At 65.2% G+C, this 18,407-nt stretch carries 13 protein-coding genes; 3 read left to right on the top strand and 10 right to left on the bottom strand.

The genetic code is table 11. The features are described 5' to 3' along the window. Position 1: 1 nt before the first annotated feature. The 8 genes from QCM77_RS29690 to QCM77_RS29655 all read right to left on the bottom strand — a co-directional run bounded on the left by QCM77_RS29690 (position 2) and on the right by QCM77_RS29655 (position 12,184). Positions 2-1,690 carry a methyl-accepting chemotaxis protein gene (locus tag QCM77_RS29690; protein ID WP_279685961.1) on the bottom strand — a complete coding sequence of 563 codons (1,689 nt, stop codon included), beginning with the start codon at positions 1,688-1,690 and terminating at the stop codon, positions 2-4. A 276-nt stretch (positions 1,691-1,966) separates the two neighbouring features. Then, positions 1,967-3,937, bottom strand: coding sequence for a methyl-accepting chemotaxis protein (locus QCM77_RS29685; protein ID WP_279685960.1), 1,971 nt, complete (start codon positions 3,935-3,937; stop codon positions 1,967-1,969). 206 nt (positions 3,938-4,143) lie between these two features. Then, positions 4,144-5,886 carry a methyl-accepting chemotaxis protein gene (locus QCM77_RS29680; RefSeq protein WP_279685959.1) on the bottom strand — a complete coding sequence of 581 codons (1,743 nt, stop codon included), beginning with the start codon at positions 5,884-5,886 and terminating at the stop codon, positions 4,144-4,146. A 284-nt stretch (positions 5,887-6,170) separates the two neighbouring features. After that, positions 6,171-8,327: a methyl-accepting chemotaxis protein gene (locus QCM77_RS29675; RefSeq protein WP_279685958.1), complete on the bottom strand. Its 2,157-nt coding sequence runs from the start codon at positions 8,325-8,327 to the stop codon at positions 6,171-6,173. A 448-nt stretch (positions 8,328-8,775) separates the two neighbouring features. Then, positions 8,776-9,027 carry a DUF6894 family protein gene (locus QCM77_RS29670; protein ID WP_279685957.1) on the bottom strand — a complete coding sequence of 84 codons (252 nt, stop codon included), beginning with the start codon at positions 9,025-9,027 and terminating at the stop codon, positions 8,776-8,778. A gap of 164 nt (positions 9,028-9,191) precedes the next feature. After that, the gene (locus tag QCM77_RS29665) at positions 9,192-9,791 is read right to left on the bottom strand and encodes a hypothetical protein (protein WP_279685956.1); all 600 of its coding nucleotides are present in this window, start codon (positions 9,789-9,791) and stop codon (positions 9,192-9,194) included. A gap of 112 nt (positions 9,792-9,903) precedes the next feature. After that, a complete protein-coding gene (gene acuI / locus QCM77_RS29660; RefSeq protein WP_279685955.1) occupies positions 9,904-10,890 on the bottom strand; it encodes an acrylyl-CoA reductase (NADPH) in 987 nt (328 codons plus the stop codon). A 40-nt stretch (positions 10,891-10,930) separates the two neighbouring features. Then, positions 10,931-12,184, bottom strand: coding sequence for an MFS transporter (locus QCM77_RS29655; protein WP_279685954.1), 1,254 nt, complete (start codon positions 12,182-12,184; stop codon positions 10,931-10,933). Positions 12,185-12,515: 331 nt separating this feature from the next. Here QCM77_RS29655 and nadA point away from each other — a divergent pair, with 331 nt between their 5' ends. The 3 genes from nadA (at position 12,516) to nadC (ending at position 16,312) form a co-directional block, all read left to right on the top strand. Further along, positions 12,516-13,622, top strand: a complete 1,107-nt coding sequence (gene nadA, locus QCM77_RS29650; protein WP_279685952.1) for a quinolinate synthase NadA — start codon at positions 12,516-12,518, stop codon at positions 13,620-13,622. Positions 13,623-13,814: 192 nt separating this feature from the next. After that, positions 13,815-15,422, top strand: a complete 1,608-nt coding sequence (locus tag QCM77_RS29645; RefSeq protein ID WP_279685951.1) for an L-aspartate oxidase — start codon at positions 13,815-13,817, stop codon at positions 15,420-15,422. Between the two features lie 11 nt (positions 15,423-15,433). Next, positions 15,434-16,312: a carboxylating nicotinate-nucleotide diphosphorylase gene (gene nadC / locus QCM77_RS29640; protein ID WP_279663375.1), complete on the top strand. Its 879-nt coding sequence runs from the start codon at positions 15,434-15,436 to the stop codon at positions 16,310-16,312. Between the two features lie 150 nt (positions 16,313-16,462). Here nadC and QCM77_RS29635 read toward each other — a convergent pair whose 3' ends face one another. After that, positions 16,463-17,917, bottom strand: coding sequence for a cell wall hydrolase (locus QCM77_RS29635; protein ID WP_279685950.1), 1,455 nt, complete (start codon positions 17,915-17,917; stop codon positions 16,463-16,465). Between the two features lie 99 nt (positions 17,918-18,016). Then, positions 18,017-18,397, bottom strand: a complete 381-nt coding sequence (locus QCM77_RS29630; RefSeq protein WP_279666655.1) for a hypothetical protein — start codon at positions 18,395-18,397, stop codon at positions 18,017-18,019. Positions 18,398-18,407: the final 10 nt, after the last annotated feature.

Here is an 18,407-nt window from a genome sequence, read left to right as displayed (position 1 = left end):
ATCAGGCAGCGCGGACCGATTCCAGGAATTGCGCGACCTCGACCTTGAGACGGGTGCTGTCGGTCGCCAGCGATTTCGCCGCCGATAGCACCTCGCTCGAGGCCTCGCCGGTCTCGATCGCACCGCGCTGCACGTCGGTGATGTTCGACGAGACCTCCTGCGTGCCGACCGAGGCCTGCTGCACGTTACGCGAGATTTCCTGCGTGGCGGCGCCCTGCTCCTCGACGGCGGCGGCGATGGCCGCAGCCACCTCGGACAGCCGCTCGATGGTGCCGCCGATCTCCTGGATGGCACTGACCGATTCCTGCGTCGCCGCCTGGATGCCCGCGACCTGCGCCCCGATCTCACCGGTCGCTTTCGCAGTCTGCTCGGCCAGCGCCTTGACCTCGGAGGCGACGACCGCGAAGCCGCGGCCGGCCTCGCCGGCACGTGCGGCCTCGATGGTCGCGTTCAGCGCCAGCAAATTGGTCTGGCCCGCGATGGTGTTGATGAGCTCGACGACGTCGCCGATGCGGGACGCCGCCTGCGACAGCGCGTTGACGCGGTCGTTGGTCCGCGTCGCCTGCTCGACGGCCTCCGCGGCCATTCGCGCCGAATCCTGCACGCGGCGGCTGATCTCGGTGATGGAGGACGACAGCTCTTCCGAGGCGGATGCCACCGCCTGGACGTTGGTGGAGGCTTCCTCGGAGGCAGCTGCGACGACGGTCGCGAGCTCCTGTCCGCGCTGCGCGGTGTTGGTCAGCGTCGACGCGGAGGCCTCGAGCTCGGTCGAGGCCGACGACACGGTGCCGACGACTTCGCCGATCATGGCTTCGAATTTGCGGGTGATGGCGTCGACGCGGCGGCCGCGTTCGATCTTGGCTTCGGCGTCGCGCGCGGCCGCCTCGTCGGCGGCCCTCTTGGCGATCAGCGCCTCCTTGAAGATCTGGAGCGCATCCGCCATCGAGCCGATCTCGGTCCGCTCGCCGCGATGCGGCACCTCGGCCGAGAGGTCGCCCTCGCCGAGCGACTGCATCGGGCGGATGATTGAGGCAATGCCACGGGAAACGTCGCGCACGAGATAATAGGCGGCGCCGATCGCGATCACGACCGACAGCACGATGATGCCGACCAGCACGCGGAAGATCATGGCGTAGCTGTCGGCCGCCTGCTTGGTCTCCAGCTCGGCGCCCCGGTTGTTGAGCTCGATGCCCTTCTGAAGCAGCGGATCGGCAGCCTGGGCCATCTTGGCGACCTTGGTCTGCAACAATTCGTTGGCGTCGGCCGGGAAACGTCCAACGCCCTTGCGCGACAGCGCCATCACGTCCTGCACGCCGTTCAAGTACTCGGCCCATGCCGCGCTCCATTGCCCGTAGAGCGAGCGCTCCTCGGCGGTGGTGATCAGCGGCTCGTAGACCTTGCGCGTCTGGTCGATGCGCGCGCGCAGCGAGGCGAGGCGCTTCTCGGCGGCGTCCTTGCCCTCAATGGTCTCCTGCATCAGATGCAGGCGGAGCGCGACGCGCAGCTCGTTGATGTCGGCGCGAAGCGAGCCGAGCGCGCGCACGCTGGGCAGCCAGCTCTCCGCGATCTCGACCGTATGGGAATTGATGTTCTGCATGGTGCCGATCGCCGTCACGCCGACACCGGCGAGCGAAAGAACGAGCACCGACAGCACGGCCAGAAGCTTGAAGACGATCGACAACTTCGACATCACGATAAATCCCGATGATACCTAGCAACGCGCAAATCACCTGCGCCGTGATCGCCACGACGATGGCGAGACGGAGGTCAGTTCAACAATGCTGGCTGGTTCTTATCCCGTGAGATTGCGCCTATAGTTGCAAACAGGCGTTAACAGGAACCTAGGTAAAACTACGGGATAGCCCTGACCGTCATTATTTCTCCTGCAACCATCTGTTGCAGCCGCACCGACACCTCATGCTGCGACGCGAGCTTGCGCTGCAACATCCGACCGATATGGCCGCCGTCACGCCGCCCGCACCGACTCCAGGAAGCGCGCGACCTCGCTCTTCAGCCGATTGCTCTCCTGCGACAGCGATTGCGCGGCGGAATGCACCTGCGCCGAGGCAGCCCCGGTTTCGCCTGCACCGCGCTGGACGTCGCCGATATTCGCCGAGACTTCGGAGGTGCCGTGCGCGGCGTGCTGGATGTTGCGGGAAATCTCCTGCGTGGCGGCGCCCTGCTCCTCGACGGCGGCGGCGATGGTCGACGAGATCTCCGACATCCGCGCGATGGTGTCGCCGATCTCCTTGATCGCACCGACCGAGTCTTGCGTCGCGGTCTGGATCGCGTCGATGTGCTGGCTGATCTCGCCCGTGGCTTTCGCAGTCTGCTCGGCGAGCGCCTTCACCTCGGTTGCGACCACGGCAAAGCCCTTGCCGGCTTCGCCCGCCCGCGCCGCCTCGATCGTCGCGTTGAGCGCCAGCAGATTGGTCTGGCTGGCGATGGTGTTGATCAGCTCGACCACGTCGCCAATGCGGGAGGCGGCCTTGGTCAGCTCGGCGACGCGCGCATTGGTGCGCTGGGCCTGCCCCACGGCGACGTCGGCGACACGCGCCGATTCCTGCACCTGACGGCTGATCTCGGAGATCGAGGAGGTCATTTCCTCGCTCGCGGAAGACACCGACTGCACATTCGCGGAGGCCTCTTCGGAGGCCGCCGCCACGGCGGTGGCAAGCCCGTTGCCGCGATCGGCGGCCTGCGTCAGCGTGTTCGAGGACGCCTCGAGCTCGGTTGCCGCCGACGACACGGTCTCGATGATCTCGCCGACCGCGCCTTCGAAATTATCGGCGAGCCTTTGCATGTCGGCCTTGCGCTGCTGGCGCCCGCGCGCATCGGCTTCGACCTGCTCGGAGCGCAGCCGCTCGGCCTCCGCCATGTTGGTCCTGAACACCTCGACGGCACCAGCCATCTCGCCGATCTCGTCCCTGCGCCCGATGCCGGGAACGGAAATCGAAAGCTCGCCGCGCGCAAGCCGCGTCATCGCACCGACCATGCCGGCAAGCGCCTTCGAGATCGAGCGTCCCAGAAGGAAGCCGACCGCGGCGACCACGACGACGGTGATGCCGAAAGCGACCATCATCCACAGACGTACGGCATCGCGGGTCGCGGCCTCGGCGGCATCAGCGCGCTTGTGCATGGCCTCGACGGCGCTCCGCACCTCCGCCATGACAGGCTCGAGCTCGCGAAACGTCTTCATCATGCTGGCATCGAGGGCCGCAGTTTGCTGCGCGGTCTCCACCCAGGACGCGAACTCGGACTGGTATTTCTGCAGCTTGGCCGTGATGTCGTTCATCACCGCCGTAGGGACTGCGACGACCTCTATCGCCTTGGAGAATTCGGCAGCGGCCTTCTTCATCTCGACAGTGTATTTTTGGTCGCGCCGCAGCATGAAGTCCTTCTCGTGCCGGCGCATCATCAGCATCCAGCTCGTGGTCCGCGGATCGTCGATCTCCTTGAGCTTGGCCTCGATGTCGTGCACCGCGGCGCGGAGCGAGCCGGACAGGCCGAGCGTCTCGTTCAGGCCGAGCCTGGTCTCGGCCGCCACCAGCGCGCCGAAGTCCGAGGCATAGCGCTTGAAGCCGTCCTGGGCCTGCTTCATCCTGTCGGACATCGCACTCATGCCGCCGGCCGCCATCAGCCGCACGACCTCGTCGAAATCGCGGTTGATCGGGCCGATCAGCTCGGCGTGCGCCTTGGCGTAGCTCTCGGTCCGGCGCTGCTGAAAATTCTTCTCGTTGCGGCGAGCCTCCAGCATCTCGATCGAGAGCTGCTTGTCGAGATCGGCAATCGCACGGGCTCGGTTGGCAACGTCGCGGGACGCGTCCTGGGAGAGGCTGCCGATCTCATAGATCGCGCCGAAGGCGACGAGACCTAACAATCCGAACAGTCCGATTGCCATGACCTTATGGGTGAGGCGAATGGAAAGGCCACTCATGGAATGTGCTCCAATACGCTTGATACGCAATACAGGGAGGGCGACTCGGCACCCGGAATATTGCGGAGATCATGACTGCATCGGTTTTCCGGAAGGTTAACCGTGCAGCTCTTCGCGACACGGCATCCAACTGCGAACACATGCGAATCGCCGTGCGTCTTCGCGCGGCGGTTGCAGTCGGCGGATGATCGATGAGGCCGCCGCCATCAGGCGGCGCGCACGGTGCCGAGGAATTTGCCGACCTCGAGCTTGAGGCGGTTGCTGTCGCCGGACAACGACTGCGCGGCTGCCAACACCTGCGACGATGCCGAGCCGGTCTCGCTCGCGCCGCGCTGCACGTCGGTGATGTTGGACGACACCTGATGGGTACCTTCCGCCGCCTGCTGCACGTTGCGGGAAATCTCCTGCGTCGCCGCGCCCTGTTCCTCGACGGCCGCCGCGATGGCCGAGGAGATCTCCGACAGCTTCTCGATGGTGTCGCTGATGTCCTTGATAGCGCCGACCGAATGCTCGGTGGCGGTCTGGATGCTGGCGATCTGCTGGCCGATCTCGCCCGTCGCCTTCGCGGTCTGCTCGGCGAGCGCCTTGACCTCGGAAGCGACCACGGCAAAGCCGCGGCCGGCCTCGCCGGCACGTGCCGCCTCGATGGTCGCATTGAGCGCCAGCAGGTTGGTCTGGCCGGCGATGGTGTTGATCAGCTCGACCACGTCGCCGATCCGCGTCGCAGCCTTGGACAGTTCACTGACGCGCTCAGTCGTGGTGCGGGCCTGGCCGACGGCCTCGCTTGCCACACGCGCGGATTCCTGCACTTGCCGGCTGATCTCCGTAATTGAAGACGACAGCTCTTCCGTTGCCGACGCCACCGATTGCACGTTGGTCGAGGCTTCCTCCGAGGCTGCTGCAACCACGGTCGTGAGCTGTTGCGTGCGCGCGGCGGTCGAGGTCAGCGTCGTGGCCGATGCTTCGAGCTCGGTCGAGGCCGACGACACCGTTCCGACGATCTCGCCGACGGCGCCTTCGAAACTGTCGGCAAGCTTGCGCATCTCGGCCTTGCGCTGCTCGGCCGCGATCTGGTCCTGCCGCGTCTTGGCTTCCGCTTCCTCGCGCGCCTTCTGCTCGGATACGGTCTTGAATTTTTCGACGGCGCCGGCAACGCCGCCGACCTCGTCCTTGCGGCCGAGGCCCGGCAGCACCACGGCGAAGTCGCCGCCGGCGAGCTTTTCCATCGCGGCAGTCAGGGCGCGCATGGGACGGGCAATGCTGAAGATCGAGAAGACGCAGGCGCCGATCAGGACGAGCGCGACCAGCACGCCTGCGATGAACGACGTCCGCGCAACGGACGCTGCCTCCGCTTCCGCCGCCGTGCGCGCCTCTGCACTCTTCTGCTTGGCGAACTTCGTGATCTCGTCGGCGAGTTCCGATATTTCCGCGTTGATCGGGACCAGCGTCTCCTTGCGGATGCGGTCGATCTCGGGGGCCAGCTTTGCCGATTGCGTCGCCGCTTCACCGTCCTTCGTCGACTCGAGCGCAAGCTGCTGCTTGCGGATCGCCTCGATCTGCTGCTCGCCCTTCTGGAAATTGCCGATCAACACGGTCAGGCGGTCGATCCGCTTGTGGTTCTCCGGCGATTGCGAGAGCCTTGCCATTTCACCGGAGAACTTCAGGGCCGCCGTCTGCCGGTCGTTGAAATAGCTGGCGGCCTTCTGCATCTCGGTCGGCGAGCTCGACGTCAGGATGTCGCGAATGCCGATCTGCATCCCCCGCACCGACGCCTTCGCTTCCGCGGCGTTTTGCGCGACCGCCTGCTGTCCCGATGCTCCATTGCTGAGCTTCTGGACCTCGGCGCCTCCGCTCATCTGGAGCAGGATCATCAGCGCGACGAGCGCGATGGTCAGCGCGGAGGTGATGGCGAGCTTGGTGCCGATTCGCAGATTCTGAATGAACATCATCGAAAACATTCCCCCGGGATACGCATTGTCGCGACGAAGCGCGTGAACAGCCGGGGAGACTAGCCTGCGAGCTTTCCATTAACGTTAAGCGCGAGGCGATGCCGCTTGAGTAGAAATACTGAATGCGCGGCTCAAGTCGCGGGATTTTCACAACTATCCCGCGCAATTGAAATATGCCTCGCGAATTTGCAGGGTGACGTCAGCTAATTCCTTACGCGGGCGCGTGATCACTTCGCCGACGGAGCCGATTTCGCGTTCGGCCTGCACTGCGCGCCATGCCGCCGTCAGGCGGCGCGCACAGTGTCGAGGAATTTGCCGACCTCGAGCTTGAGGCGGTTGCTGTCGCTCGACAGCGACTGCGCCGCCGCCAGCACCTGTGAGGACGCCGAACCGGTTTCGCCCGCACCGCGCTGCACGTCGGTGATGTTGGACGAGACCTGATGGGTGCCCGCCGCCGCCTGCTGCACGTTGCGGGAAATCTCCTGCGTCGCCGCGCCCTGCTCCTCGACGGCCGCCGCGATCGTGGACGATATCTCCGACAGCTTTTCGATGGTGTTGCTGATGGCGCTGATGGCTCTGACCGAGTCCTGCGTCGCCGCCTGGATGCCGGAGATCTGCTGGCCGATCTCGCCCGTCGCCTTCGCGGTCTGCTCGGCCAGCGCCTTGACCTCGGAAGCGACCACGGCAAAGCCGCGGCCGGCCTCGCCGGCGCGCGCCGCCTCGATGGTGGCATTGAGCGCCAGCAGGTTGGTCTGGCCGGCGATGGTGTTGATCAACTCGACCACGTCGCCGATCCGCGTCGCCGCCTTCGACAGTTCGCTGACGCGCTCAGTCGTGGTGCGGGCCTGGCCGACGGCCTCGCTTGCCACACGTGCGGATTCCTGCACCTGGCGGCTGATCTCGGTGATCGATGACGACAGCTCTTCGGTCGCAGAAGCCACCGACTGCACGTTGGTCGAGGCTTCCTCGGAGGCCGCAGCCACCATCGTCGTCAGTTCCTGAGCACGCTCCGCCGTCGAGGTCAGCGTCGACGCCGAAGCCTCGAGCTCTGTCGCAGCTGAGGAGACCGTGTCGACGATCTCGCCAACGGCGGCCTCGAACCCGGTTGCGAGCTTGTGCATCTCGGCCTTGCGTTGCGCTATGGCGCGCTTCTCGGCCTCCGTCTGCTCGCTGCGCATGCGTTCGACCTCGAGACCGTGCTGCTTGAAGACTTCGACCGTACGCGCCATTTCACCGACCTCATCCGCTCGGCTGGTGCCAGGTATCGTGGTGCCAAGGTCGCCGTTGGCGAGCCGGCGCATCGCGCCCGAAATAGCTGAAAGCGGATTGAGAATCCGCGAGAAGGTGATCCAGAAGCTGAGGCCGGCGAGCACCAGAGAGGCACAAAGCAACAGAACCGTAAGAATGAAATTGCGCGCGCTGGCTTCCGCCTGCATGGCGGCTTCGCGGCCGGCGGTCGCGCCAATGGCCTCGCCGAGCTTCAGCACCGCATTGATGCCGGCAGTGGCCCGCGCGAAGTATTCGGAACCGGTGATCTTGTAGTCTCCGCTTTCGCCCGAGGCGAGCGTGATCGCGCGCGTTTCACCATAGAGACCAAAATAGATCTTCTCGACCTCGGCCATCGCGTCCCCGACCTGCGCCGGCAGATCCGGGCGCAGCCGCACCGGCAATACCGTATCCCATGCGAGCTCCACCTTCGCCCGTAGCGCAGACAGGCGCTCAAAGCCTTCCGTGCCGAGCTTCGCGTGCGCCCCGACGGCCCCAGCCAGCAAGGCGCGCTCTCTTCCGGCATTCTCGGCCATCTGAGCTGCAAGATGTCGCAAGCCGATCAGTTGCGCCAGCCTTGCCACAGGTGGACTGGTGAGAGTTTCAAGCGTCAGCCGCAAGCGGTTGCTCGCAACGTCGATCACGTCGGTAATCATCGGAACGAAGTCATCAATCACGTCGGGCGCGCGTTCGGCGCGCGGACGCGCGAGGCTTCCATCGACCTTCTCGCGCAACACGCGCAATGCCTCGAACTTCGCCGCGGCGTCCGCAACCTGTCTTTGCTCCGTCGCCATTTCGGCAATCGCGCGAATATCGAGCACGGCTTCGCGAAAGGCCTCGTCCGCTATCGCGCGCGCCTTCTCGATTTCGGCACGGCGCTCGGAGGTCACGGCATCGGCAGACTTCAGCGCCGCGTTGGTCATGCCGCGTTCGACCGCCCATTGTCCAGCACTGCGCAGCAGCAGTTGCGCAGCTCGATTGACCTTCAGGAATGCTTCGGACTCCTGCCTCTTGACGATCGCTTGGTAGGCGACGAAGCCAGCCGAGGCCAACCCCAGCAGCACGAGCGCTGTGATGATGGTTGGCAAAATCGTGCCGATCCGAACGTATCCAAGCCGGCTCAAGCCGCCGGCGACATTGTTTCGAGCTTGTTCGCTCTGGGCGAGGCTCAACATGGTCCGTTTCCCCCATAGGAAACACGCAGCCAAGTCCTTGCCGGCCGCATGGACGTTGATCGCCCTTGCTAGGGAAGTTAGCGGCCAGAGACCCTGTTCTGATTAACGAGCGCCCTCGGAGTAATACCGAGATTTTGGGCCAAATAGTTGAAGCTCAAATACTGATTTCGCGAAAAGGTTGTAAATTTCAGCTTGAGGTGGCCACTGTTCGCCTATGCAGCTGCCGACTCGCTTCGGTCTCGCCCATGGCGCTGCGTCGAGGCTTCCTCCGAGGCTGCTGCAACCACGGTCGCGAGCTGTTGCGCGTCCTCGGCGGTCGAGGTTCAGCGTCGTCGCGGACGCCTCAAGCTCGGTGGACGCCGAGCTCACGGTTGCGATGACCTCACCGACGGCCGCCTCTCCGAAGAATTCCCAGGTCCTTAAGAAACCGAGCCGTAGAAGCCCGGCCTCAGTCGATGCGGTTGGGAAGCGGATGGCTCTCGCCGACGAGACTGATACGAAAGACCGGCTTCTTGTTCTCGTCGAGCAGCTCCATGCGCCATTCGGCGTTCGGCTTCAGGCTGCGCGAGATGTCGCCGAGCAAATTGGCGCAGACCTCGGTCATCTCGGTCCAGGCCGCGGCGCGATCCTCGAACTCATATGGCTGGTCGGCAGCGCCGGAATAGCGGCCCGTGCTGATACGGAAGAAGTACAGCGACATCGTTGAACCCTTTTATCGGGCCGCGCCCCCCGGCCGTACGCAAACTGGGACGCGAACAGCTACCAACGCATGAAAGCCGCCGTCCGTATGACTACGGCGCGGCGGCTTCGTGTTCGATGGCAGCTCTCAACGACAAAGTGCGCGGACTGTCCCGCGCAGTCAACTCACTGGGTCGAGCGGCGCAGCTCCAGCGGGGCGTCGTTCCTGGCGGGCTCCGATTTGGCTTCCGGCTTCACCGGCTCGAGCCGGCTGCTCTCGACGCGCGGGGTCTCGACACGCGCGGCGACTTCGGTGTTGGACGCACCGACCGAACCCGTGTGTTCCGAGGTGCGTAGCGAGCGCGGCCGCGCGACGGCGCGTGCCATCAGCATCTGGTTGCCGCCCTGGTGATGGAAGTCGCAATAGGCGAAGCCCATCCCCGACACCGAGCCGCGGAAACTGCGATCGTCGGTCTTTTCAAGGTTGAAACAGGGCTCGAACGGAATGCCCTTGATCGAGGCGCAGACGTTCTGGCCGCGGATCTGAAGCGTGTTGCCGGGCAGGCGGAGATGTTTCACCGGACCTGCGCCCGAGAACTGCACGGCGCCGGCGGCGCCGAGGTCGTCCATGATACGGCCCGCGCCGCGGGTTCCGTCAAAACAGGTGAAAGCAAACACCTTCCCGGCGACGAAGCGGCGCGCCTCGTCGGCGTTCATGCTTCCAGCAATGGCCGGCGCAAGCGTCGCTGCCGCCGTGACCGCCCCCAACACAATACGCGCAAGCATGCTCAACTCCGAACCAACCCCGCAGCGGGCTATGCCTTATCTCTTTACCCGCTGCTTACCATACTAACCAAGGCAACATTGAAGCAGGTTGGTTGGTAAAGTCTGAACGCCGTTAGACAATTTTTACCACGATGCGACCGCGGACCTGGCCGGCCAGGATTTTCGCGCCCCACTCCGAAACTTCGGAAAGTGGAATTTCGTGAGTGATTTCAGCTAGTTTTGTCCGATCCAGATCGGACGCCAGGCGTTGCCAGGCGGCTTTCCGCGGCTCGATCGGGCACATCACGGAATCGATGCCGAGAAGGCACACCCCGCGCAAAATGAAGGGTGCGACAGAAGACGGCAGGTCCATGCCGGCGGCCAAGCCGCACGCCGCGATCGCGCCGCCGTATTTCGTCATCGACAGGAGATTGGCGAGCGTGGTCGAGCCGACGCTGTCGACGCCGCCCGCCCAGCGCTCCCTCGCAATGGGCTTGGCGGCCGCCGACAATTCGTTGCGGTCGATCACCTCAGTCGCGCCGATCTCTTTCAGATAGTCCGCTTCCGAGGCACGTCCGGTAGACGCGATGACGTGATAGCCGAGCTTCGAGAGCACGGCGGTCGCAACCGAGCCGACGCCGCCGGCCGCGCCCGTCACCACAACCGGACCACTCTTCGGCGACAGTCCGTGCTTCTCCAGCGCCAGCACGGACAGCATCGCGGTGAAGCCGGCGGTGCCGATCGCCATGGCGTCGCGCGCCGACAGGCCCTGCGGCAAGGCGACCAGCCAGTCGCCCTTCACCCGCGCCTTCTCGGCATAGGCGCCGAGATGGGTTTCGCCCATGCCCCAGCCGGTGCAGACGACCTTGTCGCCCGCCTTCCATTGCGGATGCGAGGACTGCTCGACCGTCCCGGCGAAATCGATGCCGGCGATCATCGGGAAGCGGCGCACCACCGGCGCGTTGCCGGTGAGCGCGAGGCCGTCCTTGTAGTTCAGCGTCGACCATTCCACGCGGACGGTGACGTCGCCCTCCATCAGTTCGGCTTCGTCGAACTGCGTGAGCTGCGCGATGGTACCCTTGTCCGCCTTGTCGATCCGGATCGCCTTGAAATTGGCCACGGCAAAACTCCCTGACTTGTTTCAGGGGATGTTTAGCCGATCAGGCGGGCTGCGCAACCGCCCGCTGGATCGGTTTCTCCACGATCGGAAGATTGATCAGCGCGGAGAGCACGCCGAACAGGATCGAGAGCCACCAGATCGGCGTGTAGGAACCGAACCGCTCGAACACGATGCCGCCGAGCCAGACGCCGAGGAAGCCGCCGACCTGATGGCTGACGAAGGCGAAGCCGTAGAGGGTGGCGAACCAGCGTGTGCCGAACATCAGTGCGACCAGCGCCGAGGTCGGCGGCACCGTCGACAGCCAGGTCAGGCCGGAGACCGCGCCGAACGCAATCGCCGAGAACGGCGTGATCGGGAACGAGATGAAGGCAAGCGTCGCAAGCGCGCGGGTGAAATAGATGGTCGAGAGGATGTAGCGCTTGGGCAGGCTGTTCTGGAGATAGCCGACGCTCAGCGATCCCATGATGTTGAACAGGCCGATCGCCGCGATCACCCAGCCCCCGGTTTGCGTGGAGATGCCGCTATCGACCAGGAAGGCCGGCAGATGCACTGTGATGAAGGCGAGCTGGAAGCCGCAGGTGAAGAAGCCGAGCACCAGGAGGACGTAAGAGCGGTGGCCGAAGGCTTCCGCGAGCGCCTTGGTGAAGGTCTGCTCGTCCGCTGGCGTTGCGCTGGCGGTGGTTGAGACCGGCGGCGTCGAGAGCGCCAGCGACAGCGGGATGATCAGCAACATCAGGAAGCCGAACACGCTGAGCGCCTGTTGCCAGCCGAAATTGTCGATCAGCGCCACGCCGATCGGTGCGAACAGAAACTGCCCGAACGAGCCCGCCGCAGTTCCGGCGCCGAGCGCAAGGCCGCGCTTCTCCGCCGGCAGCAGCTTGGTGAACGCCGACAGCACCAGGTTGAACGAGCAACCGGCGAGACCGAAGCCGACCATGACGCCCGCGCCGATGTTCAGCGACAGCGGCGTCGAGGAATAGCGCATCAGGAGCAAGCCGCCGGCATAGAGCAGAGCGCCGACGCACATCACCCGGAACAGGCCGAAGCGATCGGCGACCGCGCCGGCAACGGGCTGACCCAGTCCCCACAGCAAATTCTGAAAGGCGATCGCGAGGCCGAACACGTCGCGGCCCCAGGCATATTCATGGCTCATCGGCTGCACGAAGAAGCCCAGCGCCGAGCGCGGGCCGAAGCCGAGCATCCCGATCGCGCAACCGCAGAGAATGATGATCGCCGGCGTGCGCCAGGAGGAGGAACGCGAAACCGGACCGAGCTCACCCGCTTGCGTCGACATGGTGTTCCTCGTCTGTCGTTGGCGGAGCCGGAATAGGCAGCCGCGAAAGAGGCGTTTAATGCAGATGCATGAAAATCCCAAATCAAAAATGATTGCGTTCCACGAAGGGCTGCCGCCGGAGCATTGCATTTCGCCGAGACCTCCTTGGGCGAGGCCGAGTTGCGACTTAACGGGAATGTGTGCGGCAGGATCTAGCGGCCCACTCCGCGGCGTGTTATCTTTGATTTGCTCAGAGTGAGTATATTTAATGATCTGCCCGGCCTCTCGGCCGGATTTCTCAGGCTCCATATATGCTCACAGTGAGTATAATTAACACGCACGGGAGGCTTCGATGCCGCTAACTGCAATTTACGGCCCCGACGACTTTGCCAACCGGCCGCAGGGCAAGGTCATCACCTCGCCCAGGGCCGCGCCGGCGCGAACCGGATCTCCGCTGCCGATGCCTTCGCTGGAATGGACGCCGGAGGTCGAGCGCGCCACCGCGCCGCTCTATGACCGCGTGAAACATGTCATCCCGCCAATCGAGTGGCCGCTGATGGCGCCGACCATCAAGGCGATCAACGAGCTGAAGCGGGCGCGGGGCGCGGTGATCCTCGCGCACAATTACCAGGCGCCGGAGATCTTCCACTGCGTCGCCGACATCGGCGGCGATTCGCTCCAGCTCGCGGTCGAAGCCACCAAGGTCAAGGCCGACATCATCGTCCAGTGCGGCGTGCACTTCATGGCGGAGACGTCAAAACTGCTCAATCCGGACAAGACGGTGCTGATCCCTGATACGCGCGCCGGCTGCTCGCTCGCCGCCAGCATCACCGGCGCCGACGTTCGCCTGCTCCGCGAAAAATTTCCCGGCGTGCCTGTCGTTGCCTATGTCAACACCTCCGCGGAGGTGAAGGCCGAGGTCGATATCTGCTGCACCTCGTCGAACGCGGTGCAGGTGGTCGAGAGCCTCGGCGCGCCAAGCGTGATCTTCCTGCCCGACCGCTATCTCGCCACTTACGTGGCCTCGAAGACCGATGTGAAGATCATCGCCTGGAAGGGCGCCTGCGAGGTGCACGAGCGCTTTACGGGCGAGGAGCTGCGCAGCTACCGCGAGGCCGATCCCTCCGTGCAGATCATCGCCCATCCCGAATGTCCACCGGATGTGCTGGCGGAAGCCGATTTCACGGGTTCGACAGCGCACATGATCAACTGGGTGCGCGAGCGGCGGCCACGTCGGCTCGTGATGATCACGGAATGCTCGATGGCCGACAATGTTCGCGCCGAGCTGCCCGACGTGGAAATGCTGCGCCCCTGCAATATCTGCCCGCACATGAAGCGCATCACGCTCGCCAACATTCTGGAGAGCCTGCTGACGCTCCGCGAGGAAGTGACGATCGATCCCGCGCTTGCGGAACGCGCGCGGCGTTCGGTCGAGCGGATGATCAATTTGAAGAACTGAAGGCAACACCCAACCACAAACACAATCGTCGTCCCGGACAAGCGCAGCGAAGCGGAGCGCAGATCCGGGACCCATAACCACAGGACGTGGGTATTGGCACGCTGGTGGCCCCAGCCTGCCGCAACAACCCGCAGTCGGGGTTATGGGTCCCGGCCTTCGCCGGGGACGACAGTTGAGAGCTTGGAGAAAGCTATGACAACAAACACCATCAACACCCTCACCCGCCCTGACGACGTCGTCATCGTCGGCGGCGGCCTCGCCGGATTGTTCTGCGCGCTCAAGCTCGCGCCGCGGCCGGTGACGCTGATCTCGGCCGCGCCGCTCGGACAGGGCGCGTCGTCCGCATGGGCGCAAGGCGGCATCGCCGCGGCAATGGCCGAGGGCGATACGCCGGAAGCGCACGCCGCGGATACGATTGCCGTCGGCGGCGGCATCGTCGACGCAGCTGTCGCACTGGGGATCGCGCGCGAGGCCGCACCGCGAATTCATGATCTCCTCGGCTATGGCGTGCCGTTCGACCGCGATCTCGAAGGCAGGCTCGCAGTCGGGCGCGAAGCCGCACACTCGGCGCGGCGCATCGTGCATGTGCGTGGCGATGGCGCGGGCGCCGCCATCATCGCAGCGCTGAGCGATGCCGTGCGGCGCACGCCGTCGATCCGGCTGATCGAAGGTTTCGTCGCCGAAGCCCTGTTGACCGAGGATGGCGCCGTCACCGGCCTTCAATTGCGCGAAGCCGGCAATTTCGCCGCACGGCCGATGCTGCTCGCCGCGCGCACGGTGGTGCTCGCCACTGGCGGCATCGGCCATCTCTATGCCGCGACCACCAATCCGCGCGAGGCCAGCGGATCTGGTCTTGCGATCGCCGCACGCGCGGGCGCGGTGATTGCAGATCCCGAGTTCGTGCAGTTTCACCCGACCGCCATCATGGTCGGCCGCGATCCCGCGCCGCTCGCCACAGAAGCGCTGCGCGGCGAAGGTGCGACGCTGATCAACGGCCATGGCGAGCGCTTCATGGCGGCGCGCCACCCGCTTGCCGAGCTCGCTCCGCGCGACATCGTGGCCCGCGGCGTATTCGCGGAGATTGCGGCCGGGCGCGGCGCCTTCCTCGATGCGAGGCAGGCGCTGGGTACACGCTTCGCCGAAAAATTTCCAACCGTGCATGCGAGCTGTATCGCCGCCGGCATCGATCCCGCCACGCAGGCCATCCCGATCGCGCCGGCGGCGCACTATCACATGGGCGGCATCGCGGTGGACGACCGCGGCCGCAGTTCGATCAACGGGCTCTGGGCCGGCGGCGAAGTGTCGTCCACCGGCGCGCATGGTGCCAATCGCCTCGCCTCGAATTCGCTGTTGGAGGCCGTGGTCTACGCCGCGCGCATCGCCGACGACATCGCAGGCCGCGCCGTCCCCTCGCCCGCCCGGCTTCCCGATGCGCTGGTGACGCCGCGCGGCGGCGCGCCGGATGCTGCGGCCGTGAAGCGGCTGCGGACGATGATGAGCGCGCATGTCGGCGTGATCCGCGACGGCCACGACCTCTTGGAAGCCGTGCGCAGCTTCGCCGCGCTCGAACGCGAGGCCACGAGCATCGAGGTCAGCAACATGGCAACGGCAGCCCTGCTCGTGGCGGCCTCGGCCTGGAGCCGGCGCGAGAGCCGCGGCGCGCATTTCCGCTCCGACCATTCCGCGGACGTCCCCGCACTCGCGCAACGCACCATGACCCTGCTCACGTCGGCGCGCGAGATCGCGGACAGCCTGACCGAACGCCCGACACCGCGAACCGCACAACCCATGATCGCCTGACGGAGCCTGCCATGATCACCCCGACCTCTCTGCTCTATCCCGACGCCTTCCTCTCCCCGCTCGCGATCGACGAGGCCGTGCTGCGCGCGCTCGACGAGGATCTCGGCCGCGCCGGCGACATCACTTCGCTTGCGACGATTCCCGAAGCAACGAAGGCGCAAGCGATCCTGGTCGCGCGGCAGCCCGGCGTGATCGCCGGCTTGCCGCTGGCGCTCGCGACCTTGCAAAAGCTCTCACTCGACATCGACGTGCGCGCACATGTCCGTGACGCCGCGCGCGTCGCCCGCGGGCAGCAGGTGCTGACAATCTCGGGGCCTGCACGCGCCATTCTCACGGCGGAGCGGACCGCGCTGAATTTCGTCGGCCGCCTGTCGGGAATTGCGACGCTCACCGCGGACTACGTTGCGCGCACCGAGGGCACCCAGATGCGGATCTGCTGCACGCGAAAAACCACGCCAGGGCTGCGCGCGTTGGAGAAATACGCGGTGCGCTGCGGCGGCGGCTTCAATCACCGCTTCGGTCTCGACGACGCGATCCTGATCAAGGACAATCACATCGCGGTCGCCGGCGGCATCCGCGCCGTGCTGGAGCGCGCCCGCGCCCATGCCGGCCATCTCGTCAAGCTCGAGATCGAGGTCGACACGCTTCCGCAGTTGCGCGAGGTGCTCGACACCGGCCTCGCCGACGCCGTGTTGCTCGACAACATGGACCTCGCAACGCTGCGTGAGGCGGTCAGGCTTAACGAGGGCCGTCTCAAGCTGGAAGCCTCCGGCGGCGTCACTCTGGACTCGATCGCGGCGATTGCGGCGACCGGCGTTGACTACGCGTCGGCGGGCGCGCTGACGCATTCGGCGCCGAATTTCGACTGCGCGCTGGATATCGAGGCGTGAGGCGGTCTACTCCCTCTCCCCGTTCTTACGGGGAGAGGGTTGGGGTGAGGGGCCTCTCCACATGCGTGACCGTCGAGAGACCTGTACCCCCTCACCCGGATCGCAAGAGCGATCCGACCTCTCCCCGCAAGCGGGGCGAGGTAAGAAAGGCTACCGCCGCTCGCTCGCGCCCATCTCGGCGGAGCTCTTGGCTTCCTGGGTGAGCTCGGCGGAGAGCGCGGCGGTCTGCGCCGGGGTGCCCCAGCTCGGTTCCTCGCTGCCGTCGCCCCAGGCGCGCGGGCGATAGAAGGTGTGCACGCCGGTCTTGTACATCTTCTTCATCTCGGCGACCCAGGACGGACGCACCCAGTAGGCGTGGTAGTGCGTGGACTTGCCGACCTCGGGCAGCCAGATCTGGCCGTCGAGCATGGCCTTCGATATCTTTTTCGCACGCTCCCACATTTCGGGCTCGCGGATCACGTCGGCATTGTTGTCGCAGGCAAAGGTGAACTGGCAGGCGAGATGGCGGTGCTTGTTCTGATAGACCGCGCCGCACACCGTGTCCGGATATTTGCCGGAGAACACGCGGTTCATCACCACCTGCGCAACCGCCATCTGGCCGCGCACGGCCTCGCCGCGGGACTCGAAATAGACGGCTTCCGCGAGGCACTTTTCAGACTTCGCGCGCGACTTGTCGTCGAGTGCGAGCCGCTCCGCCGGCGATCTGGCGCGCTGGTTGTCGGCGTTGACCTCGCCCTTCGGCGCGACGCTCTCGCCGCTCTCGATGTCCCTGGCGATATCCTCCGACGGCGGCGACAGCGAGGCCGTCACCTTCATGTCGGGGTCGGGCATCACGATCAGCGGCTCGGCACCGGGCTGCCAGCTCTCGATGCTCTCGACATTGCCGCCCAGCGAGGAGCTGCCGAAGAACAGGTTCGAGGTCTTGACGCGGAATGGATCGCGCGGCGGTGCAGCCGGAATAGTGGCCTGCTTCAGCGCTTCGAGCGGCTGGAGCGCGAGCGAGCGCGCAGCGTCACTGGCTTGTGGCGCATTGGTGTATTGCGGAAGCGGCGGCGCACGCAACGCTTCCGCGAGCTCGGGATCGAGCGCGGCTGCGGACTCCGGCGACATGGCTTGCGGCAACGCGACGGTCTTGGCGCCGAACACCGAGCTGTTCGACGTCGCGGGATCTTCCTGCGCGGGCGCTGCCGTCGACGCGCCCGCCTCGGGAGCCTGCGTCGGCGTGATCGTTGCGAGGCGATCGCCCTTCATCGAGCGATCGACCTTGGGAAAGTCGGCGGCCTGGTAGCGCGGCGGCGCCTGAAGCGCCGGATTGCGGCCGATCGCGCCGGTGACGTCGCGGCCATCGAGGCTCGCGAGGCGAACCATCGCGCTCAGCGGAACCGAAGTGCCGATCGGCCGGGAAAAGCTGTAGGTGGCGAGCTGTATGGAGGACGCCGCAGAGAACACCTGCTTCTGCCAGCGCTCAGCGACGCCGGGTTGACGCGCCAGCAGCGAGGCAATGTCCTGATAGCCGGTCTCTCTCGGCATCAATGCGAAGATGCAGAGACCGATGCCGAAGGACGCGAACCGCGCGCCCTTCGGATGGTTACGCAACAAAAACATCGATACGCTCACGCTACGCTTACGCTAGAAAAATCGAGCCGCAGTACATCCGTGCAATTCGATCTTTATCGTGAGTATCTAATTTAGGTTGCCGGGGCGTTAATCGGCGTTGCGCATGCGGCACACGCAAGCAATCGCAGGTGTTTTCACGGGGTGATGATGCGCGTTGGTAAATGCGCCCTCACGCGACGGGGTAAACAATTGGTCAACGCGAATGGTGAAGGAACTCTTGCGCGCACGTATCAATACGGAAGGCGAAATAGGTTCCCGTCGTTGCGGCAACAACACTGTCATGCCCCGCGAAGGCGGGGCATCCAGTACGCCGCGGCTTCTGCGTTCAAGCACTAACGTCTCGGCGTACTGGATCGCCCGGTCAAGCCGGGCGATGACAGCGAGTGTGTGGTGATCGCAATGACTGTGTGGCGAGAGCATCGCTTCCAATGAAAGAGGCGGGGTTTGCCCCGCCTCTTTCGCTCTCAATATTTCAACT

Source organism: Bradyrhizobium nivariense (assembly GCF_029846695.2).
In the GTDB taxonomy this organism is placed as follows: domain Bacteria; phylum Pseudomonadota; class Alphaproteobacteria; order Rhizobiales; family Xanthobacteraceae; genus Bradyrhizobium.
The sequence above is the reverse complement of the archived record's forward strand: the minus strand, read 5'-3'. Positions and strand labels throughout refer to the sequence as shown.